Source organism: Natrinema sp. 74, assembly GCF_046097095.1.
Lineage (GTDB): Archaea > Halobacteriota > Halobacteria > Halobacteriales > Natrialbaceae > Natrinema.
On record NZ_CP175698.1, the window covers coordinates 2081227 to 2107434 of the forward strand.

25 protein-coding genes are annotated in these 26208 nt (G+C 64.9%); 8 read left to right on the forward strand and 17 right to left on the reverse strand.

Annotated elements, in window-relative coordinates; genetic code table 11:
• Positions 1–17 precede the first annotated feature (17 nt).
• Together ACJ70B_RS10305 and ACJ70B_RS10310 are read left to right on the forward strand one after the other, a co-directional pair.
• Positions 18–416, forward strand: coding sequence for a hypothetical protein (locus ACJ70B_RS10305; RefSeq protein ID WP_408956897.1), 399 nt, complete (start codon positions 18–20; stop codon positions 414–416).
• A gap of 12 nt (positions 417–428) precedes the next feature.
• Positions 429–635 carry a helix-turn-helix transcriptional regulator gene (locus ACJ70B_RS10310; RefSeq protein WP_408956898.1) on the forward strand — a complete coding sequence of 69 codons (207 nt, stop codon included), beginning with the start codon at positions 429–431 and terminating at the stop codon, positions 633–635.
• 69 nt (positions 636–704) lie between these two features.
• Here the strand turns inward: ACJ70B_RS10310 and ACJ70B_RS10315 are convergent, their stop codons facing one another.
• Positions 705–1436, reverse strand: a complete 732-nt coding sequence (locus tag ACJ70B_RS10315) for a DUF2270 domain-containing protein (protein WP_408956899.1) — start codon at positions 1434–1436, stop codon at positions 705–707.
• Positions 1437–1836: 400 nt separating this feature from the next.
• Here ACJ70B_RS10315 and ACJ70B_RS10320 point away from each other — a divergent pair, with 400 nt between their 5' ends.
• Positions 1837–2925: an NADH:flavin oxidoreductase gene (locus ACJ70B_RS10320; protein ID WP_408956900.1), complete on the forward strand. Its 1089-nt coding sequence runs from the start codon at positions 1837–1839 to the stop codon at positions 2923–2925.
• Between the two features lie 406 nt (positions 2926–3331).
• Here the strand turns inward: ACJ70B_RS10320 and ACJ70B_RS10325 are convergent, their stop codons facing one another.
• The 7 genes from ACJ70B_RS10325 to ACJ70B_RS10355 form a co-directional block, all read right to left on the reverse strand.
• Positions 3332–3637, reverse strand: coding sequence for a HalOD1 output domain-containing protein (locus tag ACJ70B_RS10325; protein ID WP_408956901.1), 306 nt, complete (start codon positions 3635–3637; stop codon positions 3332–3334).
• Between the two features lie 165 nt (positions 3638–3802).
• On the reverse strand, positions 3803–4702 hold the full coding sequence (gene gnd, locus ACJ70B_RS10330; protein ID WP_408956902.1) for a phosphogluconate dehydrogenase (NAD(+)-dependent, decarboxylating): 900 nt from the start codon (positions 4700–4702) through the stop codon (positions 3803–3805).
• Between the two features lie 69 nt (positions 4703–4771).
• Positions 4772–6757 carry an ATP-binding protein gene (locus ACJ70B_RS10335; RefSeq protein ID WP_408956903.1) on the reverse strand — a complete coding sequence of 662 codons (1986 nt, stop codon included), beginning with the start codon at positions 6755–6757 and terminating at the stop codon, positions 4772–4774.
• Positions 6758–6836: 79 nt separating this feature from the next.
• Positions 6837–7271, reverse strand: a complete 435-nt coding sequence (locus ACJ70B_RS10340; RefSeq protein ID WP_408956904.1) for a hypothetical protein — start codon at positions 7269–7271, stop codon at positions 6837–6839.
• 91 nt (positions 7272–7362) lie between these two features.
• Positions 7363–7827, reverse strand: coding sequence for a copper resistance protein CopD (locus tag ACJ70B_RS10345; RefSeq protein ID WP_408956905.1), 465 nt, complete (start codon positions 7825–7827; stop codon positions 7363–7365).
• Between the two features lie 88 nt (positions 7828–7915).
• The gene (locus ACJ70B_RS10350) at positions 7916–8470 is read right to left on the reverse strand and encodes a metal-dependent hydrolase (RefSeq protein ID WP_408956906.1); all 555 of its coding nucleotides are present in this window, start codon (positions 8468–8470) and stop codon (positions 7916–7918) included.
• A gap of 68 nt (positions 8471–8538) precedes the next feature.
• The gene (locus tag ACJ70B_RS10355; protein ID WP_408956907.1) at positions 8539–9021 is read right to left on the reverse strand and encodes a deoxyuridine 5'-triphosphate nucleotidohydrolase; all 483 of its coding nucleotides are present in this window, start codon (positions 9019–9021) and stop codon (positions 8539–8541) included.
• Positions 9022–9280: 259 nt separating this feature from the next.
• On the opposite strand from ACJ70B_RS10355, the gene ACJ70B_RS10360 reads away from it, so the two are divergent.
• Together ACJ70B_RS10360 and ACJ70B_RS10365 are read left to right on the forward strand one after the other, a co-directional pair.
• Complete coding sequence (locus ACJ70B_RS10360) at positions 9281–11254, forward strand: aconitate hydratase (protein ID WP_408956908.1); 1974 nt, start codon at positions 9281–9283, stop codon at positions 11252–11254.
• Between the two features lie 143 nt (positions 11255–11397).
• Complete coding sequence (locus ACJ70B_RS10365) at positions 11398–12318, forward strand: LLM class oxidoreductase (protein WP_408956909.1); 921 nt, start codon at positions 11398–11400, stop codon at positions 12316–12318.
• A gap of 5 nt (positions 12319–12323) precedes the next feature.
• On the opposite strand, the gene ACJ70B_RS10370 is transcribed toward ACJ70B_RS10365, so the two are convergent.
• The 7 genes from ACJ70B_RS10370 to ACJ70B_RS10400 form a co-directional block, all read right to left on the reverse strand.
• Positions 12324–12449: a hypothetical protein gene (locus ACJ70B_RS10370; protein WP_408956910.1), complete on the reverse strand. Its 126-nt coding sequence runs from the start codon at positions 12447–12449 to the stop codon at positions 12324–12326.
• Between the two features lie 10 nt (positions 12450–12459).
• Complete coding sequence (locus tag ACJ70B_RS10375; RefSeq protein WP_408956911.1) at positions 12460–13086, reverse strand: DUF308 domain-containing protein; 627 nt, start codon at positions 13084–13086, stop codon at positions 12460–12462.
• A gap of 331 nt (positions 13087–13417) precedes the next feature.
• Positions 13418–14629 carry a protein kinase domain-containing protein gene (locus tag ACJ70B_RS10380; protein WP_408956912.1) on the reverse strand — a complete coding sequence of 404 codons (1212 nt, stop codon included), beginning with the start codon at positions 14627–14629 and terminating at the stop codon, positions 13418–13420.
• A gap of 17 nt (positions 14630–14646) precedes the next feature.
• Positions 14647–16344 carry a protein phosphatase 2C domain-containing protein gene (locus ACJ70B_RS10385; protein ID WP_408956913.1) on the reverse strand — a complete coding sequence of 566 codons (1698 nt, stop codon included), beginning with the start codon at positions 16342–16344 and terminating at the stop codon, positions 14647–14649.
• Positions 16341–17615 carry a serine/threonine protein kinase gene (locus tag ACJ70B_RS10390; RefSeq protein WP_408956914.1) on the reverse strand — a complete coding sequence of 425 codons (1275 nt, stop codon included), beginning with the start codon at positions 17613–17615 and terminating at the stop codon, positions 16341–16343. The genes ACJ70B_RS10385 and ACJ70B_RS10390 overlap by 4 nt, the downstream gene beginning before the upstream one ends.
• Before the next feature lie 44 nt (positions 17616–17659).
• Positions 17660–18865, reverse strand: coding sequence for a vWA domain-containing protein (locus ACJ70B_RS10395; protein ID WP_408956915.1), 1206 nt, complete (start codon positions 18863–18865; stop codon positions 17660–17662).
• A 176-nt stretch (positions 18866–19041) separates the two neighbouring features.
• On the reverse strand, positions 19042–20136 hold the full coding sequence (locus ACJ70B_RS10400) for a double zinc ribbon domain-containing protein (RefSeq protein ID WP_408956916.1): 1095 nt from the start codon (positions 20134–20136) through the stop codon (positions 19042–19044).
• Between the two features lie 228 nt (positions 20137–20364).
• On the opposite strand from ACJ70B_RS10400, the gene ACJ70B_RS10405 reads away from it, so the two are divergent.
• Complete coding sequence (locus ACJ70B_RS10405; protein WP_408956917.1) at positions 20365–21672, forward strand: hypothetical protein; 1308 nt, start codon at positions 20365–20367, stop codon at positions 21670–21672.
• A gap of 189 nt (positions 21673–21861) precedes the next feature.
• Here ACJ70B_RS10405 and ACJ70B_RS10410 read toward each other — a convergent pair whose 3' ends face one another.
• On the reverse strand, positions 21862–22290 hold the full coding sequence (locus ACJ70B_RS10410; protein ID WP_408960101.1) for a PKD domain-containing protein: 429 nt from the start codon (positions 22288–22290) through the stop codon (positions 21862–21864).
• 140 nt (positions 22291–22430) lie between these two features.
• Positions 22431–22871: a hypothetical protein gene (locus ACJ70B_RS10415; protein WP_408956918.1), complete on the reverse strand. Its 441-nt coding sequence runs from the start codon at positions 22869–22871 to the stop codon at positions 22431–22433.
• 385 nt (positions 22872–23256) lie between these two features.
• On the opposite strand from ACJ70B_RS10415, the gene ACJ70B_RS10420 reads away from it, so the two are divergent.
• Positions 23257–25746 carry a molybdopterin-dependent oxidoreductase gene (locus ACJ70B_RS10420; protein ID WP_408956919.1) on the forward strand — a complete coding sequence of 830 codons (2490 nt, stop codon included), beginning with the start codon at positions 23257–23259 and terminating at the stop codon, positions 25744–25746.
• A gap of 2 nt (positions 25747–25748) precedes the next feature.
• Positions 25749–26204, forward strand: a complete 456-nt coding sequence (locus tag ACJ70B_RS10425) for a hypothetical protein (protein WP_408956920.1) — start codon at positions 25749–25751, stop codon at positions 26202–26204.
• Positions 26205–26208 lie beyond the last annotated feature (4 nt).

Sequence of the window (26208 nt, forward strand, 5' to 3'; positions counted from 1 at the left end):
TCGTAGTAACTTTACATATGGTGTCAACGGTCAAACGGTACGCGATCGTTGCGGTCGCACTGGTTGGGATGGTTGTTTCGATGGCTGCGCTTTACGGCCGGTTGGGGTTAGAGTCGGGCGCGAGCACTGTGGTCTTGCTTGGCGGTGGATTCATCTCGGCCACGGCGTTTGGCTGGTATCAACACGATAAAAGCACTAGGCAGTTCGACGAGCGGAGCCTGCAAATTCACTACCGTTCGGGGTACATCGCGTTCTGGACGGTGTACTGGCTGCTATTTCTGCTCACGATCGGTGGAATTCAGGAATCCGGAGTGTCCCAACTTCCCGTCGACCCTTACGGAGTCGTCGCCGCGCTGTGGCTCTTCGGAACCCTCACGGTCGTCGTCACGAGACTATGGTACAAGCGGCAGTTCTGACCGCACCAATCCATGGAGAACAATCTCACGGTCTGGCGCGCCAAAGCAGACCTCACGCAGGGAGAACTCGCGGATGAAGTGGGCGTCACACGGCAGACGATCAACTCCATCGAGCGAGGGCGCTACGATCCGAGTCTGGGGTTGGCGTTCGAACTGGCGACCTTCTTCGACTGTCGAATCGAGGATATCTTCACGTACGACCCCGACGAAGCGGCATAGTCTCGAGTCGACCGACATGCAGTCGGAATCGAGCAACCAACACCGGTCCGATCGACCGAGGCGATTCCGCTACCGTTCGCGGAGGTCCTCGGTCATGAGTTCCGTCTCGGCGTGCCACGTCTCTCGGTTGAGCGCGACGAGGAGCAGTCCCCCGTAGCCCAGGACGACGAGCGCCGTGACTATCGTTCCCGGGATCAGACCGATCGCCGCACTGGCCGGCCACGGCGTGTCCGCAAACGCCGTCACGCGCAGGACCCACGCGCCGAGCAAGACGCTCAGCAGCGGCAGATAGACGCGCCGGAGTCGGTGAGCGAGGGCCTCCGTCCGTGAGATCTTGAGCCGGGGCTGGCGGTAGTCCTTGCTCAGCTTCGCCCGCCAGTCTCTGTCCTCGAGCCCCTGGGACGGATCGAGCCCGTACGCGAAGACGTTCTTCTGTAACGTCCGCATGCGCGATCGCCAGATGTCGTAGCCCCGATACCGTCGCGCCTCGATGACCAGAAAGACGCCGAGGACGGCCGCTCCCGCCAACAGGACGTAGTGGGGGTTCGACTCGCTCGAGAACGCCCAGGTGAGAATGGCCGCCAAGACGATGACGGCCCAGTTGGTCGTACGATCGAGTCGCTCGCGCCAGAACCGCATGCGATGGATCTCGCCGCGGTAGAGGTGGGCCATCGCTCCGCTGGGCCCCATCTCCTCGTCAAGGAGGCCTCGTCCGACTTCCCGATGGTCCTCGTCAGTCGCGTCGATATCCCGGGATTCTCGGCCGGGTGTCTCGACATCGTTGCTCGAGTTCTCACTCATCGCGCTGTTCTACGTGGCGCGTGCATAATCATCCAACGATCGCACCATACTTTCTCCAACGGGGGTCGGAACTTCTGGCCGAGAGTAGCGAACGTCACTGCATAACTGATCGCTGGACGGCACTACGATTAGTGTATAACTCGTTTCAGTGGCTGCTAGAGCACGACGCCGCCGACTCGAGGAATATCTATCGAGTGTGACTTTCACCATCCAGAAAATCCTGAATGGAACAATATTATGCTCGTCGCGGAGGGACGGCCAGGAACGTACGGTGACTTGAGCGCCGTTCCGTCCAATGAGCGCGTCGGCTGATCGTGGTGTTTGGTATTACCACACGTTTTGTGCATACGCCATGCCAATCCGCCGGCCAGTTATATGGCGTCCCCCGTTACAACCGCTGATGTCTGTTTCACTCTTCGACGACACGTCGCTCGGTGAACTTCGACTCAATTCCCGTGTCGGACTGGCACCGATGACGAGAACCTCTGCGAACGCCGACGGGACGGCGACGACCGAGATGGCTCGCTATTACGCGAAATTCGCCGAAGGAGGCTTTTCCCTCCTCATTACCGAAGGCACGTACCCCGAGGTCCGCGGACAGGGCTACGACAATCAACCCGGTCTCGCAACTGACGAGCAGGCTGCCGAGTGGGAGACGGTTACTGAGGCTGTCCACGCCGCCGGATCACCGATTATCGCCCAGCTCATGCACGCTGGCCCGCTCACGCAGGCCGAGAGCGGTGAGCCAGTTGCACCCTCGCCGGTCACGCCCAAGGGCGAACAGCTCCCACTGTACGGCGGGGACGGCCCGTTCTCGACGCCCCGGAAGCTGACGACGGACGAACTCGACGACGTTCGTGAGTCGTTCGTCGCGGCGGCCGAGCGCGCCGCCGACGCTGGCTTCGACGGTGTCGAGATACACGGTGCGAACGGCTATCTGCTCGACACGTTCCTCTCACGCCACCTCAACGACCGCACCGACGCGTACGGTGGCTCACCTGCGGCCCGCGCCCGGTTCCCGACGGAGGTCCTCAATGCCGTCATCGAGGCGACGCCGGACGACTTCGTCGTGGGTATCCGCCTCTCGCAAACGAAGGTCAATGACGAGGACCACCGCTGGAACGCCGACGAAGCGGAGAGCTATCTCTCGACGCTCGACGACGGCGACTACGTCCACGTCACTGACCCGGACATTACGACGGCGGCGTTTCCGGAGACGGACCAGACGCTGGCAGAACTGGCCGCTGACCATGCAGAGACACGGATCCTCGCGAACGGTGGATTGGGTGACCCCGCAGACGCCCGCGATGCTATCGAATCGGGTGCCGACCTCATCACGGTAGCTCGGAGTGCGCTGGCCAACCCCGACTGGCCCACCCGCGTTGCGGCCGGCGAGGAGTTGACCGAGTTCGACTTCGAGGACACGCTACTACCGGAGGCGACACTCAACAGCAGCGAGATTCCGGCCGAATCACCCGCTGACGACTGACGACGAACGACCGCCGGTCGAGCTCCCTGCTCGTAAGCACGGGACAACTCCGTCACTGACCGTCGCGCGACACTCACGGCGCAGGTGGCCGGAACCCCGGCCGATACCGACGCGTTCACCGCGGCGATGTACTCACCGAGGAACGGCCCGTTTCCCGCCGCTTTCTCCGTCAAATCCGCCGTGCCAGTTCGCTCGTCACACCGTCGCTGCACGGGCGCGGAGGGATTCGAACCATTCCTGACGTTTCCCGCTCGCTTCGTTAGAGAGAAGTGTCAGCAGCGCTCGCAGTCCCTTCGGGGCTGCTCACCCCGACACGTGTGCAGTGACGTTCAGTGGCTACGATAGTGTCAACGAACACACAACAGGTTCCGTTTCCGAGTAGCCGTTGGCGATTCCCGCGGTCGGGTTACGTCGACGAGCTAGTGTCGACGAGGTCGGTGCCCGCGCCGTCGGTCGAAACCGCCGCATCCGCGAGTGTCACTTCGACGCCGTCGGCCCCGTCCTCGACCGTGACGGTATAGCCGTGATACGAAAACTCGAGGCTGGTAAAGCCGTCCGAATCGGGGAGCGAGTCAAGGAGGTCAGGATCGATCGCATTGTACAGCGGGTCAAGCGCGACCGGGTCGGCGTCGTCGGTGCGGGCGACAAGGTCGATAATGGTCATACTGAGCGATCCGTCGGCCGCGACCGATGTTGACTCGAACGAGTTCATAACTGCCGGTGGGCGGCCGGGAGTAAAGAAGATGTTCCAATATTTCAACCGTGTGCGTTCGGAGAAAAGAACGGTTCAGCACGCCGACTTACGCGGACGAAACACCGCGACTGACGCCGAGTATTCCGATGGTGGATATACGCGTTACGGTATTCGATCAAGCGCTCACTCGCGTCGTGGGACCTCGTGGCGGCCGAAGCCGTACCGAAGTCGGTTCGCGAGCCGTCGCGAAAATCGGCCGTCGTCGGCCCGCGAGCCGAACCGCTCTGCGAGTGCCGTGTAGATCAGCGGTAGGGGAACCTCCTGTTCGAGCCCCTCCTGGACGGTCCAGGTACCCGTCGACCCGCCTTCGACGCGGTCGGCGACGGTCCCGAGATCGGTTCCCTCCTCGCGGAAGGCCTCTTCGCAGAGCTCGAGCAGCCACGAGCGGATGACCGCGCCGTTGTTCCAGACCGAGGCCACGTTCTCGAGGTCAAGATCGTATCGCCCCTCGTGAAGCAGTTCGAAGCCCTCGCCGTAGGTCTGCATCAGGGCGTACTCGACGCCGTTGTGGATCATCTTGACGTAGTGGCCCGAGCCTGCAGCCCCCATTCGTTCGTGGCCGTCGGGGCCGGTCGCGACGGCGTCGAAGACCGGCTCGAGTTCGTCGTAGGCCCATTGTGGACCGCCGACCATCAGCGAGAAGCCGAGTTCGGCACCGGCGGGGCCGCCGGAGGTACCACAGTCGAGGTAGGCCGCGGGACAGGACTCGGCCCGACGGACGGAGTCCTCGAAGTAGGAGTTGCCGCCGTCGACGACAATATCGTCGCCGTCGAGGAACGACTCGAGTTCCTCGAGTGTAACGTCGACTGCCTCGCCGGCGGGAACCATCAGCCAGATGCGTTTGTCCGCACCGAGTCGGTCGACGAAGTCACCGATCGAGTCGGCCGGCTCGGCACCGGCGTCGGCCGCCGTCGCGACGGCATCCTCGTCCAGGTCGAAGGCGACGACCTCGTGGCCCGCCGCGAGAGTTCGCTCGACGACGATCTGTCCCATCCGCCCGAGTCCGATCAGGCCCAGTTGCATGGGTAGGCGTCGGCCGGCCGGTGTGGTAGTGGTTGCGGTTCCGCGATGGGAACGCCGAAGGCAGGTGCGTTACGCGTTCGCCGGTGCGGCCTCGAGCACGACCTCGACGCGGCTGCCGCCGGCGGCCGACCGAGAGAACGAGACGGTGCCGTCGTAGCTATCGACCATCCAGCGGACGAGCCAGAGCCCGAGGCCGCTGCTGTGGGTCAGTTGCGTGATGTCGCTCTCGCCGGTGACGACGTCGATCTCGGCGGGCGGGATGCCGGGCCCGTCGTCGGCGACGGCGAGCCGAATCAGATCGCCGTCGCGTGCGACCGACACCTCGACGGTCGGCTCCGGTTTCGCGTGTCGGATCGCGTTCTCGAGCAAGTTCTCGACGATGAGCTCGAGGCCGGGGTCGGCAAGGGCTCGGTGGGATCCCGTCGTCGAGACGGAGATCATAGCCCCGTCGGCGTCGCAGTCGGCGACGGTCTCCTCGACGACCGCGGTGACGTCGACCGGCTCCAGTTCGTCGTCGCGCTCGAGGGCGTACTGGATCGCGCGCGTCTTCTCGCTGGTGGCGGCGAGGTCGGTCGCGGTCTGTTGAAGGGTGCTCGCGGCGGCCGCAAGATCCCGGTCCTCGAGTCGTTCACAGAGGAGTTCGGCGTAGCCGATGACGACCGTGAGGTCGTTGCGCAGGTTGTGTCGGAGGACGCGGTTCAGCACTTGCAGGTACTGCTCGCGCTCCTTGCGTTGGGTGATGTCCCTGACGACGCTGACCGTCCCGCCGAACGCCTCGGCTTCAATCTCGCGCTCGCTGCGCGGGAGAAGCGAACACTCGATCTCGACCGGAAATCGGTCACCGTCGGCGGTGATATAGGTGGCTTCGAACGGGGCGCTGTCCCGTTCCGAGTCAGCGAGCAACCGGTCGACGTGCTCGATCGCGCGGTCGTGTGCTTGCTCGCCGAAGACCATCGAGACGTGTTCGCCGAGTAGTTCCTCGCGGTCGTATCCCAACCGCTCGGCGAGCGGATCCGTGACGAGCGAAAAGCGCGCGTCCTCGTCGGTCGCGTACACCATTCCCTCGACGGTCTCGAGAACCTGTTCGTGTCGGAGGAGGTCCTCGCGGCGGTCGGCTCGCTCGAGCGCCGCGGTGGCGCTCGCGGTCAGTAGCTGCGCGAGCTGGACGTGGTGCTCGTCGAACGCGTTGCTTTCCGGCGAACCGACGTTGAGAAGGCCGTGGTCGCCAAGCGGGATGCTCATCGCGCCACTGAGCGTCCCGTAGTCGTAGGGCGATTCGATCGCGACGTCCTCGAAGACGATCGGCTCACCTCGTCGGAACGCTTCGCCCATCTTGCTCTCGTGGAGTCCGACGCGTTTCCGCTCGTCGAACAGTTCGCTGACGGCGTCGGAGGCGGCCGTCAGAACCACCGCTTCGGTCCCGGGATCGTAGAGACGGACGGTAACGACATCGAACCCGAGGACGCGCTCGGCGGCGTCGACGATGACCGTCGCAACGTCCGCCTGCGATTCACAGGAGAACAACGCCTGCGTCGTCTCGAGTAACTCGGCAACGACGTCGACGTGGCGGCTCCAAACGGGTGCGCCGCCGGGGCCGTCGGACCGCTCGCCGCCGGACGGGCCGACATCGACGGCCGCGTCGTCGGCGTTCCGGTCCGTTGGATCGCCGCGTACGACCTCGGTCGCGACGGGCCGTGTGGCCGTCCGCTCGGTGGCCGAGACGGCCGCGAGACGATCGGCGAGCGTCTCGTCCGTCGTATCCGCGAAGTACTCGGTCGCCCCTGCTCGCGTCGCTGCGGCCGCGACGGCACCGTCCGGTGTCGCCGTCGCATAGATGATGGGCACCGCGGGAGCCGCCTCGCGGATCGCGGCTACGGTCTCGATGCGGTCGGCGTCGGTCCCGTCGACGACGATACCACTAACGGCGGTCGTGTCGACCCGGTCGACGACCGCCGCGCGGTCTCGGAGCACCTCCACGTCGAACGCGTCTTCGAGGACCCGCGGCGGCGTCGGGTCGTCGCTGACGAAGACGACTGCCCGTCCGATTCGAGTCACCGTCGGACCAACCGAGGAAGTCGTTCGAAATTAATGTTATGGCGGATTATCCAGGATAGCGACGTGATTGCGGCCGTTCCTACCGAATCGGCTCCTCGAGACGCGCCCAGCCGATCGCGTCGAGGATGACGATCCGCTCGTCGTATCGAACGTAGACGCCGTTGTACGCGCCGTCGTCGGCATCGTAGTATGGAAGCGATTCTCGAATGCGGTCGACGACGGACCAGGCACCGTCGCGCTCGAGCGTGACGTGTTCCCACTCGTTCCGTGCGCCGTTGCGGACCGCCCGGTCGAGCGCCCGCCGCGCGCCGGGAATCTCTCCGAGGCGCTGTGCGGAGGCGTCGACGACGGTCGCGTCGTTCGGCACGGCTTCTGGCCCGATGAGACGCGCGCCGAGGTTCGCTTTCGATCGTGATAGGCGAGACGTCGACTGCTCCGACTGCAGGACATAGCCGGCCACGGCGGCCGTTCCCACTGCGAGCAGCGAGATGGCCATGTCTTTACCCCTGATCATTAGCCACTACCTTATAGTAACTGACTAAGTATCTTTCGCAAGAATGTTCATTTCCGACACGTTCACATTGGGAATCTAATCGGCGCTCGTCTCAGAGGAGCTGACCGACGTGGGCCGACAGTAGGCCGGCGACGACGAGTAGGCCGATCGCGACCAACGCCGCCGCCCGGAACACCGGCAGTGCCTCGCGAGCGGGTTCGCGGATTTTCTTCCCGGTGAGCCCCGTCTCGAACCGCTTTGCACCGATCTCGACGAGTCCGGTTAGGACGAGCCAGAGTGCGACCATCGCAAGCACCAGCCGCCCACTCGTCGATCCAAAGAGCTTCTCGGCTGTATAGATAGTGCCGGCCAGATAACTTCCGGACAGAAAGAGAACGAGCGAACTCACGCGCGAGATCGTCGTGAGTCTCCCCGAGATGACCTCGAGCGGCCGGGTCGTATTGAACGCTCCGTCGCGGGCCAGCGGCAGGACGACGGCGGCGACAAAGCAGACGCTGCCGGCCCAGAGAGCAGCGAAGACCAGATGTGTCGTTCGAGCGACGAGCGCGTCGACCATACGGGGTCGCTCGACCACCGCGCGTATCAGCGTTCCGACTTCGCATCACGTGACAGTCGTCGCCCGAGACCCGTTCGCTGTGAATCGATTACTCGAGCCAGTCGGGCGTCCACGCGATCAGTCGCCGTCGGAGCAGCGCGTAGACCAGCGAGACAACTAGTCCGCCGGTGATCGCGGCGGCGAGCCAGCCCTCGAAGACGACCAGCGCTGGCACCGCGAGCGTGCCCGCAACGGCGGCGTCCTCGGGCGCACCGTCGTAGCGGATCCACCGCCGCGGTCGGATCCACCGGCGGCGGACGTGATCGTAGACCGCGCGCTCGGTGCGGTCGTTCCACGGGTCCATCTCCAGCCCCCCGCCGATCGCGTCGCTGGCCGCGTGCAGCCAGGCCACAACGGCGAAGGCCGCGAGCCCGACGGTCAGACTCGAGGGGGCAGCCGCAGTGACCGCGACTGCGGGAACGGCGACCGCGAGGCCGGCGACCGGAAAGTGCAGCGTTCGTCGGTGGGCGAAGACGAGATCGAAATCGGGAGCGAGCCCGCCCAGTATCGCACCGACCCCGAGTACGACCGCGAACTCGGGGACGAAATAGGCAATCGGCGCGACGACTGCCAGCCCGGTGAACACGTGGGTGGTCGCCATCATCGGGACTCGCTCGAGCGTAGGAGAAGGAGCGACAAAACAATGTGCAACCCGGCGGTCGATACGCTCGGTTACTCGAGGTTCTCGCCCTGATAGCTGCCCTCGTAGACGTCCTCGTGATCGGCCTCGGCGAAGACCAGTTGCGCGATTCTGGCACCGCGCTCGAGTTGGATGTCGTGGTGGACCTGTAACAGTCCCTCGCCGCGTCCCTCGTAGCCGGCGTCCCAGACCGCCGTGTTGAGCATACAGGAGTTGCGCATGAGCGACGAGCGCGGGTAGACAAAGCCGATGTGGCCCTCCGGAATCGCGATCCGTTCGCCGTAGCGAACGACGTAGGCCCCCTCCGGCAGGTAGTAGGTATCGGGGTCTGCCTCCTCGAGCTCCTCGAGCGGGCGGGCGATGCGATCACCAATCTGCTTACCGTCTCGGCCGATGTAGCCCGGTTCGAGCTGCTCGAAGACGACATCGGCGGTGAGGTCTACGCCGTTTGGCTGGACCTGTGCGTCGGTCGTCGGCGAGACGTGGTCGGCGACGAAGGCACCGGAACGGAACATGTGGTGCCAAGGCCGCGGCGACGGCAAAAGCGTGTCCGTTCACGACGGGTCGGCGACTCGCTACCAGCCGTCATGCGTCGGCAAACCGCGATCGAATCGACGGTTCGCGGAATGCGATGTCCGACCGCGCTCCGGTCGATGAACGGTCGCCAGACCGGCAATATTTTCACGAACCGTCTCGTTACGGACGGTTTCGGGCGGTTCTAACTCACAGAAACACGCTGGATTTATCACGACGGAAGGCCGAGTTCGGGATGCTATGGGACAGACTCTCACCGAGAAGATTCTCGACGACCACCTCGTCGAGGGCGACCTCGAGACCGGCGAGGAGATCGGGATCGAGATCGATCAGGTACTCACTCAGGACACGACCGGTACGATGGTCTGGCTCCAGTTCGAAGCGATGGGACTGGACGAGGTTCAGACCGAGATCGCAGCACAGTACTGTGACCACCAGACCTATCAGTTCGACTTCAAAAACACTGACGACCACCGTTTCCTCCGCTCTGCGGCCGGTAAATACGGCGCTCACTTCTCTCGTCCCGGTAACGGCATCTGCCACAACGTCCACCGCGAGAACTTCGCGGCCCCCGGCAAGACCCTGCTGGGATCCGACAGCCACACGCCCACGCCCGGCGGTCTCGGCGAACTCGCTATCGGCGCTGGCGGGATCGACGTCACCGTCGCCATGGGCGGCGCACCGTACTACATCGAGATGCCCGAAGTCGTCAACGTCCGCCTCGAGGGCGAACTCCCCGAGTGGGCCACCGCGAAAGACGTCATCCTCGAGCTCCTGCGTCGCCTCTCCGTCAAGGGCGGCGTCGGCAAGATCCTCGAGTACACCGGGCCTGGCGTCGAGACCCTGACCGCGCCCGAGCGGATGACGATCACCAACATGGGCACGGAACTCGGTGCGACGACGTCGATCTTCCCGACCGACGAGCAGACCGAGGACTACCTCCAGCGCGTCGGCCGCGGCGACGAGTACGAGGAGCTCCAGCCCGACGACGACGCCGACTACGACGACGAGATCGTCGTCGACCTCTCCGACCTCGAGCCGCTGATCGCCCAGCCTTCGATGCCGGACAAGGTCGTTCCTGTCAGCGAAGTCGCCGGCCAGTCCGTCGAACAAGTCATCGTCGGCTCCTGTACCAACGGCGGCTACGAGGACATCCTCCCCGTCGCCAAGATGCTCGAGGGCCGCGAAACCTCGATGGAGACCGACACCATCGTCGCCCCCGGCTCAAAGCAGGCTTCCGAGATGCTCGCCCGCGAGGGCTGGGTCGCCGAAATGATGGCCGCCGGCGTCAACTTCTCCGAGGCGACCTGCGGTGCCTGTATCGGCATCGGTCACGTCCCCTCCTCGGACTCCGTCTCGCTGCGGACGTTCAACCGCAACTTCGAGGGCCGCTCGGGCATCGAAGACGACAACGTCTACCTCTGCTCGCCGGAGGTCGCCGCCGCCGCGTCGATCAAGGGCGAAATCGTCGATCCGCGAGACCTCGCCGACGAACTCGGCGACCTCGAGGCCCCCGGAGTCGAGCTCCCCGACGAGTACGACGGCTCCAAGACGGACCTCATCAGCCCCGACGAGGCCGTCGACGACGAACTCATCAAGGGCCCCAACATCGGCGACGTGCCGCTGAAAGACCAGCTCGGCACCGACGTCGAGGGCGAGGCCCTGCTGAAGATGGAGGACAACATCACGACCGACCACATCATCCCCGCGACCCAGGACATCCTGATGTACCGGTCGAACGTCCCCAAGCTCAGCGAGTTCACCCTGAGCCGCGTCGACGAAACCTTCGCCGATCGCGCGCTCGAGGCCGACGGTGGCTTCCTCGTCGCCGGCGAGAACTACGGGCAGGGCTCCTCTCGTGAGCACGCCGCCCTCTGTCCGATGTATCTCGGCATCGAGGGCGTCCTCGCACAGAGCTTCGCCCGGATCCACCGCGCGAACCTCTTTAACTTCGGGATCGTCCCGCTGACGATCGACGAAGACACCTACGAGAACATCGATCAGGGCGACGACGTCGAGATCGTCGACGACGTCTACGACGCCGTCACCAGCGGACAGGAGGAGTTCACCGTCCGCATCAACGGCGACGAAGAGTACACGGCGACGCTCGACGCCTCCGAGCGCGAGCGCGCCATCCTCGCGGCCGGCGGCAAGCTCTCGTGGACGAAAGAGCAGGCCGAGGACGGCGCCGGCGCTGCACCCGCCGACGACTAATCGGCTCGAGACCACCGACGACTCTCACTTCGATTGTCCGTTTTTTCGATTCGCCGACGAGCGACGGTGTCGACTCGACCGCGGCGGAGACGGTCGAACAGACACCGTCACCGTCATGGCCGAGCGACCGGTAGCACGATCGAATGGCCGACGGACACGAGAATCCCGGGTATCGGCGACTGTTTTCGGGCGACGGAATGACGTTTGGCACCGGGTTCCCGCTGACGGGAGCCACCCGCTCGACGCCGTCGATCGACGACGAGTTACGGCTTGCGGCCCACGCCGAGTCGGTCGGCTTCGACGGCCTCTGGGCGCGGGATGTGCCGACCTACTGGCCCAAATTCGGCGATGCCGGCCAGACGTTCGACCCCTGGCCGTGGCTCTCCCACGTCGCGGCTCACACTGACGAGATTGCGCTCGGCACCGCGAGTATCGTCCTCACGCTCCGTCACCCGATCCACGTCGCGAAGTCGGCCGCGACCGTCGACCGGCTCTCGGACGGCCGGCTCGTCCTCGGCGTCGCCTCCGGCGACCGCGACCCCGAGTACCCCGCCTTCGACGTCGACCGCGACGAGCGCGGCGCGCTGTTTCGTGACGCGGTCGAGGCCCTCCGGACGGTCTGGCGCGAGGACTTCCCGGAACTCGAGGGGCGGTGGGGATCGCTCGAGGGCGACCTCGACGTGGTCCCGAAACCGACGGCAGAGACGATCCCGCTGTTGCCAACCGGCCACGCCCGCCAGTCCCGCGAGTGGATCGCCGAGCACGGCGACGGCTGGCTGTTCTATCACCTGCCCGAGCGCACGCTCGAGAACTACGTGGCCGACTGGCGCGACGCGGCGGCCGAGAAACCCTACGCGATGGCCGTCCGCGTCGAACTGGCCGACGACCCCGATGCGGAACCGGAACCGCTGCATCTCGGCTATCGCGCCGGCCTCGAGTGGTTCCGTGAGTACTTCCGCGACCTCGAGGCGCTGGGCGTCGATCACGTCATCGTCGGCCTACAAAGCGACGAGCCGGCGCAGGCGCTGTCGACGTTCGCCGATGCGGTCATCGACCGGCTGTAACCCCGTCACGACCGGTCCCAGATACCCTCGACGCGGGCACTGACCGCGCTCGAGAACCCGCTCGTGTCGGCGGCGATGACGCTACTTGCCCCCGCCATCAGCGCCAGTGTTCCGCGTCTCGTTCGTTTCATAGAGCGTGCATTAGTCGTCGCTCGGATGTCCGCGGTACTCGAGTTCCACGGCCGGCGGATCGTTTGCGATCCCGAGTCGGTTCCGCCGCGCGTAAAAGCGGTGGGCGAGGGCAGAACTGCCGAAGGTAACGATGACGAAGACAGCCCACGCGGGCGACGGAGGACCGACGAACGGCACTACTTCGAGTGCCGACGCGACCACCAACAGGCCGGTCATCCCCGTCAGTCCCAGGTAGTAATCGCTCCAGGGCATCTCGCGCCCGCGAACGATATCGATGTAGATCTCGACGTCCTCGAGCGTCGGCGTCGCTTCGACCGCGCCGCGGTCGCGATCGAATTCGATGACGCCGATTTTATCCATCTTCGGCAGATGCGACTGCTGGAGGGCCGTGTACACCCGTTTTCGATCGGCACTCGCAACCTCATCGAACGCGATATCGTCCTCGCGAGCGGCGATCTCCTGTGAGAGGTCGCCGATATCGACTCGCTCGCCTTCGCGCATAAGCACGCGCAGGATATGGCGTCGCCGCCGGTTCGACAGCAGTTCGAAGAGTTCGTCTTCGGTCACTGTGCTTCGGTTTGGCTGTGATACGTCGATATCGCCGGCCGACTGCGTCCGTGCGTAACGACCCCCCATTACCTTGCACAGTGGTCGCTTCCGCAGATAAATCTGTTGTATGAGACGTTGAGAAACGTTGAAATTACAACATTCAACCGGATGTTTGTACCCGCGATGTCGGCAGCGTCGGACCGGTACTCGAGTCAATCACTGTCTGAATTCGATATGGGATCTCGATCACAACATATGAACGGTCTGTTCGAAGCCGACGAACGGCGGCTCCGGTTCCGTGCTTTACTGGCGGAGTATCGGAGGGTGGTAATAGTCGCCCTCACGCGGCAGCAGTCGACCGCAGGGGGAGATCTCGCTTCGAGGACTGCGTCGGAACTACCGACGCGGGCCGGCTCGATCACCGTTCGGTTCGGAACGTCAACCGACAGCCGTAGTCGGGGGAAACGGGTGCGATCCGGTCGCCGTCCGAGAGCCGGGTCGACGTCGGCGGTTCGGGGCGGGGAAGCGGCGCATCGGCGCTGCGTCGGCGTTTGCGTCCGTCTCGAGAGAGGAGATACTCCCAGTCGGCGTCTCTCCGGACGTAGGTGCCGTTGAGGCTCCGGTCTCGCAGGTGCCAGGCCGTCCCGTCGTGCTCAAGGACGGCGTGGTCCGGATCGAGAAACTGCTCCTCGTCGGGAAGGACGATCGTCGGAACCCGGCGGTCTACCGCCCAGCGGCCGACGGTGTCGCCGGGGCGAACGCGAACGGCCCGACCGGACGGGTCGTGGACGAGGCGGGCCGTCTGTTCCGACGCCTCGAGGACCGGGACGAGGGCGTCGTATAGATCACCAGCGTCGTCGAACCGATCGTGTGGGTCCGGCGCGGTCGCTCGTCGGACGAGGGCCGCGAGGGCGGCCGGTGGCTCCGCGTCGTGCGCTCGCAGTTCGGTGACTGCCCGTGTCACACTCGATGCGGCCGTCGCCGATCCAGTCAGGAGCGCGGAGAGGAACGCGCCGAGCGCGTAGACGTCGGCTCGCGGCCCGATCGGTGCCTCGCTGGCGTCCGGCCGCGTCAGTTCGGGCGCTTTGAACGGGTCCGTACCGAAGCGTACGTCGGGCTCCGCCTCGGTCGACACCGCGGCGTTCAGATCGATCACTGCGGGCCGTCCGGTGTGGCGAACGAGGACGTTGCTCGGCTTTAGATCGAGGTGGACGACGCCGTTGTGATGGAGGAACGCGAGGGTCCGACAGACGGGGCCGCCGATCTCGCGAATGGCCTCGAGCGAGGAGTCCCGATCCTCGCGGTCGAAGCGATCGGCGACCGAGCCGCCGCCGATCAGTTCCGTCGCGATATACGCCGTCCCCTCGCCGACCGACCCGTCGATGAAGCGGACGAGCGACCCCGGGACCGGTCCGCCCTCGAACCGACGGAACCACCGCAATTCTCCCCGGAAGTGCGCTCGGACCCGCTCTCGCTCGCTCGCACCGTCGGGTTCGCACTTGAGCGCGACCGGTCGCTCTCGCTCGCGGTCGCTCGCCCGCCAGACCGTCGCGAGTCCGCCGGTGTCGATTCGCTCCTCGAGTCGAAACCGATCGTCGATGACCGTTCCGGGACGTGCGTCACCCGTCATTCCGTCGGGCTCCGCGACTACGTCCGGAACCCGCCGAAGGGCCTCCCGTCGGTCGGGTCGCTCCAGCGTGTCCGGTTCCGGGCGTGGTCGACCGACGAGAAAAACCGGAACGTGATCGGGTCCTCCTTCCGCGGGTCCTCGAGCGTAAACGCCGTTCCGTCCTGTAATCGAGACGTTTCGGCGAGCTCGCCGTCGGCGGCGGCAGTCGGATCGAACCCGTGCTCTCGGTGCAGCGCCGCTCCCTCGCTCGAGAGAAGCACCGCCCACTCCCCGTCGGTCTCCTCGACGAACGTCCCGACGGCGCTGACGTCGCGAATGCGCCAGCCGCCGTCGTCGAACTCCAGTCTGGCGTGTGTGGACTCGACGGGATCGTCGTCGTCGTCGACGACGAGGCCGATGTTCGGGTTCCGGTCGCGGTCGTCCGTCGTCCGGCCGATGGTGACGCCGTCGACGATCTCGAAGATGGTTTCGTCGCCTGCGATCGTGACCGCCGCCGACGGCGGGTCGCCCTCACCGGCCGAAACGACCTTCGCGGTGCCGCCCTCTCTCGGCGCGTTGCTCGATCCGTCGGCATTCGAGCCGTCCGACTCGGTCGACTCACGTTCGGTGTCCGCCGAATCCGCGCCGCCCTCCGATTCCGGCTCCGCCCCTGTGTCATCGTCACTTCCGGCCGGCTCGATGACCGTTTCCCGATCGGTCAGCTCCTGGGAGTCGACATCGCCTCGGAGCGGCGGCGCGTCCGGCGAAGGCGTCGTGCCGGGATCTCGGGCGAGCGTGACCGAGAGATTATCTTTGCCGCCGCGCTCGTTGGCGAAGGAGACGAGCCGTTCGACGGCGTCGTGAAGATCCTCGGCCTCGAGAACAATCTCTCTGAGCTCGTCGTCCGTCACCAGAGACTCGCGGATCTCCTCGCGGACGGCGTCCAAATCCGTCGCCCCTTGGTAGGCCTGCCGAAGCGAGCGAGTGTCCGGGAACGCGTCGATCAACCCGTCGCTGGTGAACAGGACGATATCGTCGCGGTAGATCTCCGCGGAACCGAACTCGACGTCGACGCTCGGCTGGCCGTGTGCAGAGCCCCCGACGGCGTTCGTGATCGCCGTCGCGTCGGGGTGGATACGAGCGTACACCTCGTCGTCGATCTCGCCGCGCTCGAGTAGGTCGTTCGTGACGGCGTGATCGCGCGTGAGCTGTCTGGTTTCCTCGTGGCGCTCGTTGATGACGTAAATTCGGCTGTCGCCGACCCAGCCGTAGTGGAGAGAGCCGTCGATATAGACGCCGACGACGAGCGTCGTCGCCGGACGGCCCCCGATGGTCCGGGCGAACTCCTGGACGTGTCGCTGGGCGGCGTCGATGCCGTCCTGAATCGCGGCCCGGATTCGCTCTTCGGAGACGGCCCCGTCCGACCCGTCGGCGGCGTCGACCGTCGGCGGCGTCGGCTCGTAGGAGTCGATGTCGAACTCCTCCGGAAGGTCCGTTCCGGGGCCGAGGAGTTCGTCCGTGAGTCGCTTTCTGACCACAGTCGTCGCCAGGAAGGCGGCCACGTCGCCACAGGCCTCGCCGCCGACCCCGTCGCCAAGGACGAAGATTCCGACTGGCCGGTCGGTCTGCCGATGATGGTTCTCGAAGACTGCCGTCGCGATCGCGTCTTCGTTGATTCCGTCGCGTCGTTGCTTTCGCGCGCCGATATCGATGGTGCTCGCGTATTCCATAGTCATTCCGCGGGTTGGTGGTCGAACTGAACGTAGAACCGTTCCGGATACGAGGGACTGACCAACGCGATGGTATCCCCCGACTCGAGGGCGCTTTCGGCCTCGAGATCGTCGGGGACCGACTCGCCGCGTCGGCGCTGGCGCTCCTGTCCGGTTTCCGAAAGCAGGAGGTGCCACTCCCGCTCGTCGTGTTTGCTGATGTAGGTGCCGTTGAGGCTGGTGTCGATCACGCGCCAGTTGCCGGCCTCGTCGGTGTCGAACCGGCAGTGGACCGCCGACAGCGCCTTGTGGCGGTCGTCCGCGAGCATGATCGAGGGCCGCGGTCCGTCCGCCGTCTTCCGGCCGATCGTGTCGCCCGGGCTGATCGTCCACCGCTCGTCGCGACCGAGCCAACGGACTGACGCCTGCGTCGGCATCGTCGCGTCGCGCTCCTCGAGCGACCGTTTGAGCACGGACGCGTTGGGATAGCGGTCGACGGTGTCGTGGCGGGTCGAGCGCTCGATGATCTCGTCCATGTATGGTGCCGTCTCGATGCCGAAGTCCGACGGCGCGACGCCGTCGTCGTCGGGTACCCAGCCGACCTTGAGAAAGCAGAGAATCTTCCCGATCGAGTAGACGTCGCTCCACGGGCCTTGGCGCTGCTCCGAGCCCTGATTCAGTTCCGGCGGCTTGAACTCACCCGGAACGGTCGAGTCCGCGTTCGGCTCCCCGGCCGCGCTGCTCGAGGCCTCGCCCGTCGTGAACTCGGCCCCGCCGCGCTCGGGGACGAAGCCCTTGGCCGTGGTGAAGTCGATGATTTTCGGCGTCCCGGTCCCGTCGATCATGACGTTGTCGGGCTTTAAATCCCGGTAGATGAGGTCGTGATCGTGAAGGAAGGATAGCGCATCGCAGACCCCAATGCCGATCTCGCGGACCTCGTCGTCGTCGGTGATCGGATCGTCGTTCCGGACGACGGTGCCGAGCTCCTCGCCGTCGATCGCCTCGACGACGAGGACCGGCATCCCGAACCCGCGCTCTGTCCCGTGGTATCCCATGATGTTCGGGTGACCGCCCGCATCGCGAATGTCCTCCAGGACGTCCGTCTCTCGTTCGAAGTATTTGTCGACGAGGTCGTCCGGCGCGCTGCCGTTGTAATTGGGGTGTTTCAGTGCGACCGGGCGACCCGTTTCGGCGTCGTCGGCACTCCAGACGACGCCGAACCCGCCTCGCCCGAGCTGTTCGCGGATCTCGTACCGGCCGGCGAGTTCGTCACCGACTGTTGGCTCTGACATACTCATTGATAGCTGATATATTCACAGCGTCCGCTGAAGATCGTCCGCGATCAGTCGAACCGACCGGCGTCGTAGACGACCGTCGTGTCCTCCTGTACCTCGCGGACCTCCTCTTCGTCGCCCTCCTCGATCCGAGTCACGTTCTCCCGGAGCGCGTCCGTGATCTCCGTCTCGCCGGTGATGACCTCGGTCTCGTCGATCAGGTCCTTGACGTCGTCTAAGTCGTCGTCCTCGGCGTGGGCGATGCGAGTGCGGAGATCGGTCTCGTGATAGCTGAGGGTGACGCCCTCGTTCTGGGTCGCCAGCTTCGACTCATCGTCGGTGTACGTCACCGAGATGTCAGTCGTCGCCGAGGCCGACCCGGCCTGCAGTTCCACGTCCGCGATCGCCGCCGTCGTCTCGAGGTCGCCCGCCGGAGCGTCCATCGTCAGGACGAGTTGCTGTTTCTCGCGGTCGAGCAGGTCCGGGAGCCCGACGATCGCGCGGCCGCCCGCGTACTCGACGTCGACCGCCTGAACCTGCGGGAGCCGACGGTAGACGTCGCCGACCTCGCAACCCTCCTCGAGGTCGATCACCAGTTCGGGGTTGTTCGCGACGACCGTCGACGCCTCCTGGACGACGTCGCCGAAGAAGGACCGGATGTCCGTCGGGTTCTCGACGTGGGCCCACTGACCCTGGGAGTGTTCGCCAAGCGTGCGAATAATCCCCTTGTCGTAGTTCGAGCCGATCCCGGCGGAGTAGATCGAGGTCCCGCCGTCGGCGGTCGCCTTCGCCAGCGGCTCGAAGTCCGGCTCCTCGAGTCGAATGTCGCGTCCGTCCGAGAGCAACAGGATCCGCTTTGCGATTCCTTCGCCCTCGTCGAGGCCGCGCAGGGACTTTCGTGCCTCCTCGAGGCCCGCGTAGATGTCGGTCCCGCCCCGCGTTTCGATATCGTCGAGCTTCGCCTCGGCCTCGCTTCGCTCGATATCGCCCCATCGGGTCGCCTCCATGATGACGTCGATTTCGGTGTCGAACGTGACGATACTCAGATAGTCCTGGTCGTTCAGCAGGCCGAAGACGAGGTTCGTCGCGTCCCGGACCTGGTCCATCTTCTTGTAGGACATTGAACCGCTACTATCGATACAGAGCGCGATGTGTCGCTCGGCTGGCTCGTCGCGTTGTACATCGTCCGGTTCGATCGTTAGCTCGCAGCTAATTCCGCCACCGTTTTCCGGTACGTACGGCCGATTGAGTTCGACTGAGAGGTCGGTCGTCATTGCGGTAACTGCTCGTATGTCTCAGGATGATCTGATAACTTTTTCGCCAATATTTACTCAGAAATGACACGAATTCCGGCGGAAGCGATGCAGGGATAAAAGCCGGCGTCTCGCCGTCCCGATCGGTCGAGTCGAACTGCCGCGTGCCGCCCGCTGCGGGCGATCGCATCTCCGGGTTACAGTGTCACGGTGAGCTCCGCGCGGTCGGCGAGCGTCAGCGTATCGCCGTCCTCGAGTTTCGCCTCGGAGCCGTCCATGGCAGTGCCGTTGAGCGCCGTCCCGTTCGTACTGACGTCCGTCACGTAGACGCCGTCGTCCTCGACCGCGAACTCGAGGTGCTCGCTCGAGAGATAGCGCGCTTCCTCGCGGCCGCCACTGGCCGCGACGAGGTCGGCGAGCCACGCCTCGTCCCGCCGGCCGAACACGTCGCCGTCGCCGAACGTGTACGACTCGCCGTCGATCTCGAGGGTGACCTCCGTCGGCACGTCGTCGGCGTCGTCTTCGTCGGCATCGTCTTCGTCCACCTCGTCTTCGCCCGCATCGTCGACCTCGGCATCGTCAACCTCGGCGTCGTCGGCTTCGGCGTCATCGGCTTCGGCATCGTCGGCTTCGGCGTCGTCTACGCTGCTCTCGTCTTCTTTCTCTGCCGCATCGTCGTCGGCCCCACCGGCCTCACGAACCGCGTCCAGATCCGTCCCGCAGTTCGGACAGAACGATTCCTCGTCGACCGAGTTCCCGCAGTCCGGACAGGCCTCGAGTTCCACCGGTTCGTCCTCGGTGTCGTCCTCGAGTTCCTCGCCGCAGTTCGGACAGAACGACGCATCGGCGTTGACCGACGATTCGCACGACTGACACTCGACCGTCGCCGACTCGTCGCCCTCGCGTTCGTCGTCGGCGTCGGTTTCCCCCGCGTTTTCTCCGTCTCCTCCTGTTTCGTCGTCGGCCGCGTCGTCCGCTGTAGCGTCGGCGTCTCCGCCGCCGGAGTCGTCCGCCGCCTCGTCTTCGGCGTCCTCGACGACAGGGTCGTCTTCGTCGGCGGCTTCGTCCGCCTCGCCCTCGTCGTGTTCCGACTCGGCCGACTCGTCGCCGCCGTCGCCGCTTTCGTCTATGGTCTCGGCTTCGTCGCCGTCACCGTCTTCCGGGGCGCTGTCGTCGGCCGGCGCTTCGTAGTCCGGATGAGGCGTGTCACAACTCGGACAGAAGCCGCCGTTCGGTGTCGGATCGAACGTCGTTTCACACGAGACGCAGCTGAATTCGATCTGTTCTGCCATGGTATTCAGCGCACTTTCTCAGTCATAATAGAAAAAAGTATGCCAGATCTGGCGTATTCTAATCTGTCTGTCGTGACCCGTTCCGCGGCTGTCGCTGGCCGGATTTCGGCCAATCAGTCAGCAAAATGCCATACTTGATCCGGTCGAGGCCAGCGGCAATCGACCGCTGTCGGGCCGATGCCGACGAACACTACTTATTTACGTCAGACAGGATATATCCGGACAACCATGCGCCTCTCGAGCCGAGCGGGGACCGATCACGCGACCCTCGCTCTTATAGAGCTGGTCGCGGTCCCAGTCGCGGCACTGACGACGGTTCTTACGCTGGCCCTCGCCGACATCGGCTTCGTCGCCTTGCGGGCCGCGGTCGCGGCCGCGGGTGGCGGTCACGCGGTCGTGGATCTCGGGCCGGCCATCCTCGCGTTCGGGGCGCTGCTGGCGCTCGCCACCGGTGCTGGACTCCTCGTCGCCGGCTATCGTCGCTACGTCGCTACCCGATTTGACGACGTCAGTCCGCTGCCCCTGTTGCTCGTGCCGGTGATCGGGGTCGTCGCTCCGATTGGGTACGCGGTCTGGAACACCGGCGCGTTGTGGCTCCCATCGTGGCTCTTGGTTCCCGTCGCGATCGCGGCGCACGCGTTGGCGTACCGAACGATCGCACTCGATTCGCTTCGCGAAGACCGCGGGCCGGCGAGTCTGGTGGTCGGCTCCCTCACGGCGCTCCCCGCCGTCGTGACGCTCGTCGACCTCGCCAACGGAGCGCTCGGTCCGAATCGACCGATCGGGCGGACGCTCGAGGGAGTCGTGGCCGGAACGGGGTCCCCGATAGTACGAACCGCCGTGATCGCCGTCCCGCTGCTCGTCGCGACGCTCTACGGCATCGGGTCGCTTTCCGGCGTGCGATCGCAGTGGAAGGTCCCCGACTGGTCGATTCCTCGACCCCGACTTTCGCGGTTCGACCACCCACTTTGGAACCGATCGGAGCCGTCCGGTCGACAGCCCGCCGGAACGAGCGCCGGCCGAGCGTCGTCGGAATCGGACCGGTCGTCCAGCGGATCGGCCCGGCCCGACCGTCACCGACCCTCGAACGCAGTCGTTCCGTCTAGCCCGGGAACGCAGGCCGCCCGGGGCGGACATGCGAGTCCCGACGACGATTCGGGGTCGTCGACCGACACTGCGGCGTCGCAGTCGACCGGCGATCGAGCCGCCGACAGTGCGGACGCGACGGAGCGAGACGACCGACCAGCGAGCGAGGAACCTGACCACACCGGCACGGACGTGCCAGAGTCCGGAGAAAACGACAGCGCGGACGCCTCCGAACCGGCCGAAAACGCCGGCGAGGCCGCTGACTCGAGCCCCGACGAGACCGCTGGCTCGAGTCCCGACGGAACCGGCTCCGACACGCAGATCTTCGTCGACGATTTCGATCAGTACGTCGCCGACGAAACGCCCGTCGACCGGTGTCCAGACTGCGACAAAGAGATCCCGTCCGACGGCGTCTACAACTTCTGTCCGTTCTGTGGCGGTGAGCTCTGAGCGGTCGAAACCTCGCCCGGCGATCGTCCGGATCTGTAGATCGTAGCGCGGTGTCGGTATTCGGGAAGCCGCGACGACCACGTTCTACAGGTGACGTCCGGATCGCACAGCCGAGCACGATCGCTGAGTAGCCGACACGGTGATAGCGTCGGTTCGTCAAAAAGGATGGGCTGTAGTTTCGACCGGACGTCAGGCGTTGTCGCCGCCACCTTCGACCTGTATATCGCCGACCATCGACGTCGGGTGAACTTCACAGAGATACGAGACCATCTCGCTACTGGCCTCGAACTCGAGCCACTGATCTTCGGGGTCGGTGACGACTTCGGTCGCGAGATCGTCGACGACCTCGTCGTTTTCGTTTTGGATCGCGATGTTGTGTTGTGCACCGTCGCCCCGTGTCCAGCCGATCTCGTAGGATTCTCCCTCCTGAAGGATCAGCGTCGGGTTCCGCTCGTCGGCGATCGCGTCGGGCGCGATGCCGATCCAACCGGACGTTTGCCCGTAGAACTCGATCTGCGTGTCGGGCTCGATCTCTACGCCGTCGCTATCGCCAGTATCGGTGTCAGCGAAGCCGGCGACGAACGCCGTCGACGTCGCGGCACCTGTCAGCGCGAGCATCCGCCGTCTGGACACGCCGTTATCTTGTGTCACAAGTTACGTTAGAAACTCACACGAATAGCCGGCCCCCCGTCTACTGCAGGGACCGCAGCCGTCCGCGCCAGTGCGTTGCGGAAACGCTCGAGCGCGGGGTTGGCCGGTCACTCGTCGGTCTCGGCGCGCTCACGAACTCGACGCTTCTGCCGGCGCTCGGTCACGTGATCGACGCCGTCGGCCAACTCCGCTCTGACGCTCGCCTCGAACGTATCGACCTCCTCGAGAAACTCGGTCGAGAACTCCTCGACGAGTTCGAACGTCCACTGATCGCTGATCGCGCCGGTCGGAAGGTGGTCGTCCCGGAGTTCGGTCGCCCACTCCTCGTGGTCGGCCTCTCGGAGTCGCGCCTCGGCGTCGCTCATCCGGTCCATCGCATGACCGAGTTCGTGGTGGAACTCGAGCAAGGAGCCGTAGGCCCGGTGGACGTGCTCGATTCCCAACTGCAGTTCGTGGAGCGCGTCCCGTTCGGCGTCGCTCAGCGAGAGATCGTCGGGATCGACGTCCGTACCGGCGTCGGAGTCGGCGTTCGAATCGATATCGGTCACGGGAACGCTACTCCGGCTCGAGGCAAAACCGTCCGCGTTGAACCTGCCGACCGCCGTCCGCCTGCTACACTCGGACCAGAGCCACTCGGTCACGTCGAGGCGCGCTCGCGTCGACACCGTCGTCGCACGGCTCTGCCGCGAATGCTGGTCACCGATCGCCGTGATCGAGACACCGTTGCCCACATCGGCCTCGCGAAACGAGCACAGTCCCGCTCGAAATCCACGCCGTCGAGATCGGTTTCGATCGCTCCAGACCGCCCCGTCTCACCAAGGGTCGGCTACTAAACCGACGTTCCGCATACCGATCGTAGGAGGATTCGAAACCTGATGAACGCAAACGTCCACCACGACGAGACGCGGTGTGGCGCTGCCCGGAGTGATCTCGATGTCCGATAACGATAGAATCGAGGACGTCTGGGGCCCGCGAACCCCGCATGATGCCGGATCAGAATGGCCGTCTCGAGTCGACTCCTACCTACAGTCGGATGCCGTGGAGGAAAGCGACGTGGACCAGTGGGTATCGTCGGTCTGCCTCCTCTGTAGTAACGGCTGTGGCATCGACATCGCGGTGTCCGACGGCGAGATGGTCGGGGTACGCGGCCGCGAAACCGACCGAGTCAGTAAGGGACGGCTGGGCCCGAAGGGTCTCTACGGGTGGCAAGGCGAGAAGACCGACCGGCTGACCGAACCGTTAGTCCGTAACGACGCCGGTGAGTTAGAGGCTGTCGACTGGGACACGGCGATGAATACGATCGTCGAGCACTCACAGCAGTTGCTCGACGAGCGCGGGCCGCTCTCGCACGGGTTCTACACGTCCGGCCAACTCACCGCCGAAGAGTACTACACGCTCGCGGTGATCGGCAAAGCCGGGCTGGGGACGCCGCATATGGACGGCAACACCCGGCTTTGTACCGCGACGGCCGCGTCGGCGTTCATGGAAAGCTTCGGAACGGATGGACAGCCCGCCAGTTACAGCGACATCGAACACACTGACGCGCTCTTTTGTTTCGGCCACAATGTGGCCGAGACCCAGACCGTGCTATGGGCGCGGATGTTGGACCGATTGCACGGCGACGATCCGCCGGCGCTCGTGTGCGTAGACCCACGCCGTACGGAGGTAGCCGAGGAGGCCACCGTGCATCTCCCCATCCGACCGGGTACCAACCAGGCGCTGATGAACGGACTAACGCAGCAACTCATCGAGCACGGCTGGATAAACGAAGACTACGTGCATCAGCATACCATCGGATTCGATGACCTGCGCGCTGTCGTGGACGAGTATCCGCCGGACCGAGTCGCGGAGATCTGTGAACTCGACGCACAGGACATACGGGATGCAGCCGAGTTGTTCGGGACTGCCGAGCGACCGTTATCGACAGTGTTGCAAGGGTTCTACCAGTCGCATCAGGCCACCGCGGCTTCCTGTGGGGTCAATAACCTCCACCTGCTGCGCGGCGCGATCGGTCGACCCGGTGCTGGCATTTTGCAGATGAACGGACAGCCAACCGCCCAGAACAACCGAGAAACGGGGGCCGACGGAAAACTGACCGGCTTTCGCAATTGGGACAATCCCGAACACGTCGCCGAACTCGCCGAGCTGTGGGACGTCGAGCGAGACATGATCCCGCACTGGTCGTCACCCACCCACGCGATGCAGATTTTCCGGTATGCCGAGGAAGGCTCGATCGGATTCTTGTGGATCGCCGGGACTAATCCCGCGGTGTCCCTGCCCGAACTGAGCCGAGTTCGGCGCATCCTCTCCGGCGACCAGTGCTTCGTGGTGGTCAACGACGGCTACCGCACCGAAACCACCGAGTTAGCCGACGTGGTGCTACCCGCGGCACTGTGGGGAGAAAAGACTGGCTGTGCCACTAATGTCGACCGTACGGTGCATCTGGCCGAGCAAGCGGTCGAACCGCCCGGACAGGCCCGGAGCGATCTGGACATCTGGCTCGACTACGCCGATCGGATGGGATTCGAGACGCAGTCAGGCCGGCCGCTACCGTGGTGGTCGACCCCCGAGGAAGCCTTCGACGAGTGGAAGAAAGCCAGTGAGGGGCGGCTGTGTGACTACAGCGGCATGAGCTACGACATGCTGCGCGATTCAGACGGAGTTCAGTGGCCGTGTACCGAAGACGACCCGGAAGGCACCGAGCGACTCTACACCGACGCGGAGTTCGGTACCCACCCCGACTACTGCGAAACCTACGGACACGATTTGGCTACCGGAGCCACCGTTACGGAGACCGAATTCCGCGCTCGGAATCCCGACGGCCGCGCTATCCTCAAGGCGATTCACTACACCGATCCGCCGGGCGCGCCGGACTCAGAGTATCCGTTCCGTCTGACCACTGGACGCACCGTCTACCAGTTCCACACGCGCACCAAGACCGGCCGCGCTCAACAGTTACACGACGCGGCACCGGACCCGTGGGCGGAGCTCTCTGCCACCGACGCGGAGCGACTCGACATCACCGAGGGCGACCAAATACGGGTGAGCACACCACGGGGAAGCATCGAGGTCCCTGCGAGGGTGACCTCCAGCCGAGACGGCACGGTGTTCGTGCCGTTCCATTACGGCGGTGGTGACGGCACGGCAAACGAGTTGACTCTCACCGCGTGGGACCCGGTATCGAAACAGCCGCAGTTCAAAGTGTGCGGCGCTCGCGTCGAGCGAGTCGGTCCCGGACGTGAAGACGAAGAGACGCAGCCTGACCGATCCCGTGGCGATCCACCCTTCGTCGGCCCTCCACCCGAAACGGAGGACGAAGAGCAGTCCGACACGGAGCAAGAGGCACAGCCCGAAGCGGAGGACGGAGAACAACCCGAAGCAGAGCAAAAGGCACAGCCCGAAACGGAGAACGGAGGGGATTGAGCATGCACCTACCGGTCTATCTGGATATGCTGCACGAAGCCGAACGAACTCTCGCCGATTCGTTCCGCAAGGTGGCCGACGAACACACTTCGGACGCAGGGATACATTACCGCTGTCAGAACTTCGCCGAGCAATGCGACGCTCACGTCGAGCAGCTCACTCCGCTGGCGCGTCGCTACGGCAAAGATAACCCCGAAGAGCCCGAACGATTGCACCCCGAAGGGATATCCGAACCCCGATCGGGACCGGCCGGATTATTACGCGACCTACAGGATCTGTACATGCTCGCCAGCCTCGTGGATATCACGTGGACGCTGGTCGGCCAAGCCGCTCGAGCAGTGCCCGACGAAGAGCTGATCGAGACGGTTACCGCCTGCGACGATCAGACCGAGACGCAGCTATCCTGGTTGCGCACCCAACTGAGCACGGACGCTCCGCAGGCGCTGGTTGTCGGATAGATCG

Bases quoted from the DNA above. Each gene is read 5' to 3' on its own strand.
- ACJ70B_RS10305 (WP_408956897.1), top strand. From the start codon at position 18: ATGGTGTCAACGGTCAAACGGTACGCGATCGTTGCGGTCGCACTGGTT.
- ACJ70B_RS10310 (WP_408956898.1), top strand. From the start codon at position 429: ATGGAGAACAATCTCACGGTCTGGCGCGCCAAAGCAGACCTCACGCAG.
- ACJ70B_RS10315 (WP_408956899.1), bottom strand. From the start codon at position 1,436: ATGAGTGAGAACTCGAGCAACGATGTCGAGACACCCGGCCGAGAATCC.
- ACJ70B_RS10320 (WP_408956900.1), top strand. From the start codon at position 1,837: ATGTCTGTTTCACTCTTCGACGACACGTCGCTCGGTGAACTTCGACTC.
- ACJ70B_RS10325 (WP_408956901.1), bottom strand. From the start codon at position 3,637: ATGAACTCGTTCGAGTCAACATCGGTCGCGGCCGACGGATCGCTCAGT.
- gnd (WP_408956902.1), bottom strand. From the start codon at position 4,702: ATGCAACTGGGCCTGATCGGACTCGGGCGGATGGGACAGATCGTCGTC.
- ACJ70B_RS10340 (WP_408956904.1), bottom strand. From the start codon at position 7,271: ATGATCAGGGGTAAAGACATGGCCATCTCGCTGCTCGCAGTGGGAACG.
- ACJ70B_RS10345 (WP_408956905.1), bottom strand. From the start codon at position 7,827: ATGGTCGACGCGCTCGTCGCTCGAACGACACATCTGGTCTTCGCTGCT.
- ACJ70B_RS10350 (WP_408956906.1), bottom strand. From the start codon at position 8,470: ATGATGGCGACCACCCACGTGTTCACCGGGCTGGCAGTCGTCGCGCCG.
- ACJ70B_RS10355 (WP_408956907.1), bottom strand. From the start codon at position 9,021: ATGTTCCGTTCCGGTGCCTTCGTCGCCGACCACGTCTCGCCGACGACC.
- ACJ70B_RS10360 (WP_408956908.1), top strand. From the start codon at position 9,281: ATGGGACAGACTCTCACCGAGAAGATTCTCGACGACCACCTCGTCGAG.
- ACJ70B_RS10365 (WP_408956909.1), top strand. From the start codon at position 11,398: ATGGCCGACGGACACGAGAATCCCGGGTATCGGCGACTGTTTTCGGGC.
- ACJ70B_RS10370 (WP_408956910.1), bottom strand. From the start codon at position 12,449: ATGAAACGAACGAGACGCGGAACACTGGCGCTGATGGCGGGGGCAAGT.
- ACJ70B_RS10375 (WP_408956911.1), bottom strand. From the start codon at position 13,086: ATGGGGGGTCGTTACGCACGGACGCAGTCGGCCGGCGATATCGACGTA.
- ACJ70B_RS10380 (WP_408956912.1), bottom strand. From the start codon at position 14,629: ATGACGGGTGACGCACGTCCCGGAACGGTCATCGACGATCGGTTTCGA.
- ACJ70B_RS10385 (WP_408956913.1), bottom strand. From the start codon at position 16,344: ATGACTATGGAATACGCGAGCACCATCGATATCGGCGCGCGAAAGCAA.
- ACJ70B_RS10390 (WP_408956914.1), bottom strand. From the start codon at position 17,615: ATGAGTATGTCAGAGCCAACAGTCGGTGACGAACTCGCCGGCCGGTAC.
- ACJ70B_RS10395 (WP_408956915.1), bottom strand. From the start codon at position 18,865: ATGACGACCGACCTCTCAGTCGAACTCAATCGGCCGTACGTACCGGAA.
- ACJ70B_RS10400 (WP_408956916.1), bottom strand. From the start codon at position 20,136: ATGGCAGAACAGATCGAATTCAGCTGCGTCTCGTGTGAAACGACGTTC.
- ACJ70B_RS10405 (WP_408956917.1), top strand. From the start codon at position 20,365: ATGCGCCTCTCGAGCCGAGCGGGGACCGATCACGCGACCCTCGCTCTT.
- ACJ70B_RS10410 (WP_408960101.1), bottom strand. From the start codon at position 22,290: ATGCTCGCGCTGACAGGTGCCGCGACGTCGACGGCGTTCGTCGCCGGC.
- ACJ70B_RS10420 (WP_408956919.1), top strand. From the start codon at position 23,257: ATGTCCGATAACGATAGAATCGAGGACGTCTGGGGCCCGCGAACCCCG.
- ACJ70B_RS10425 (WP_408956920.1), top strand. From the start codon at position 25,749: ATGCACCTACCGGTCTATCTGGATATGCTGCACGAAGCCGAACGAACT.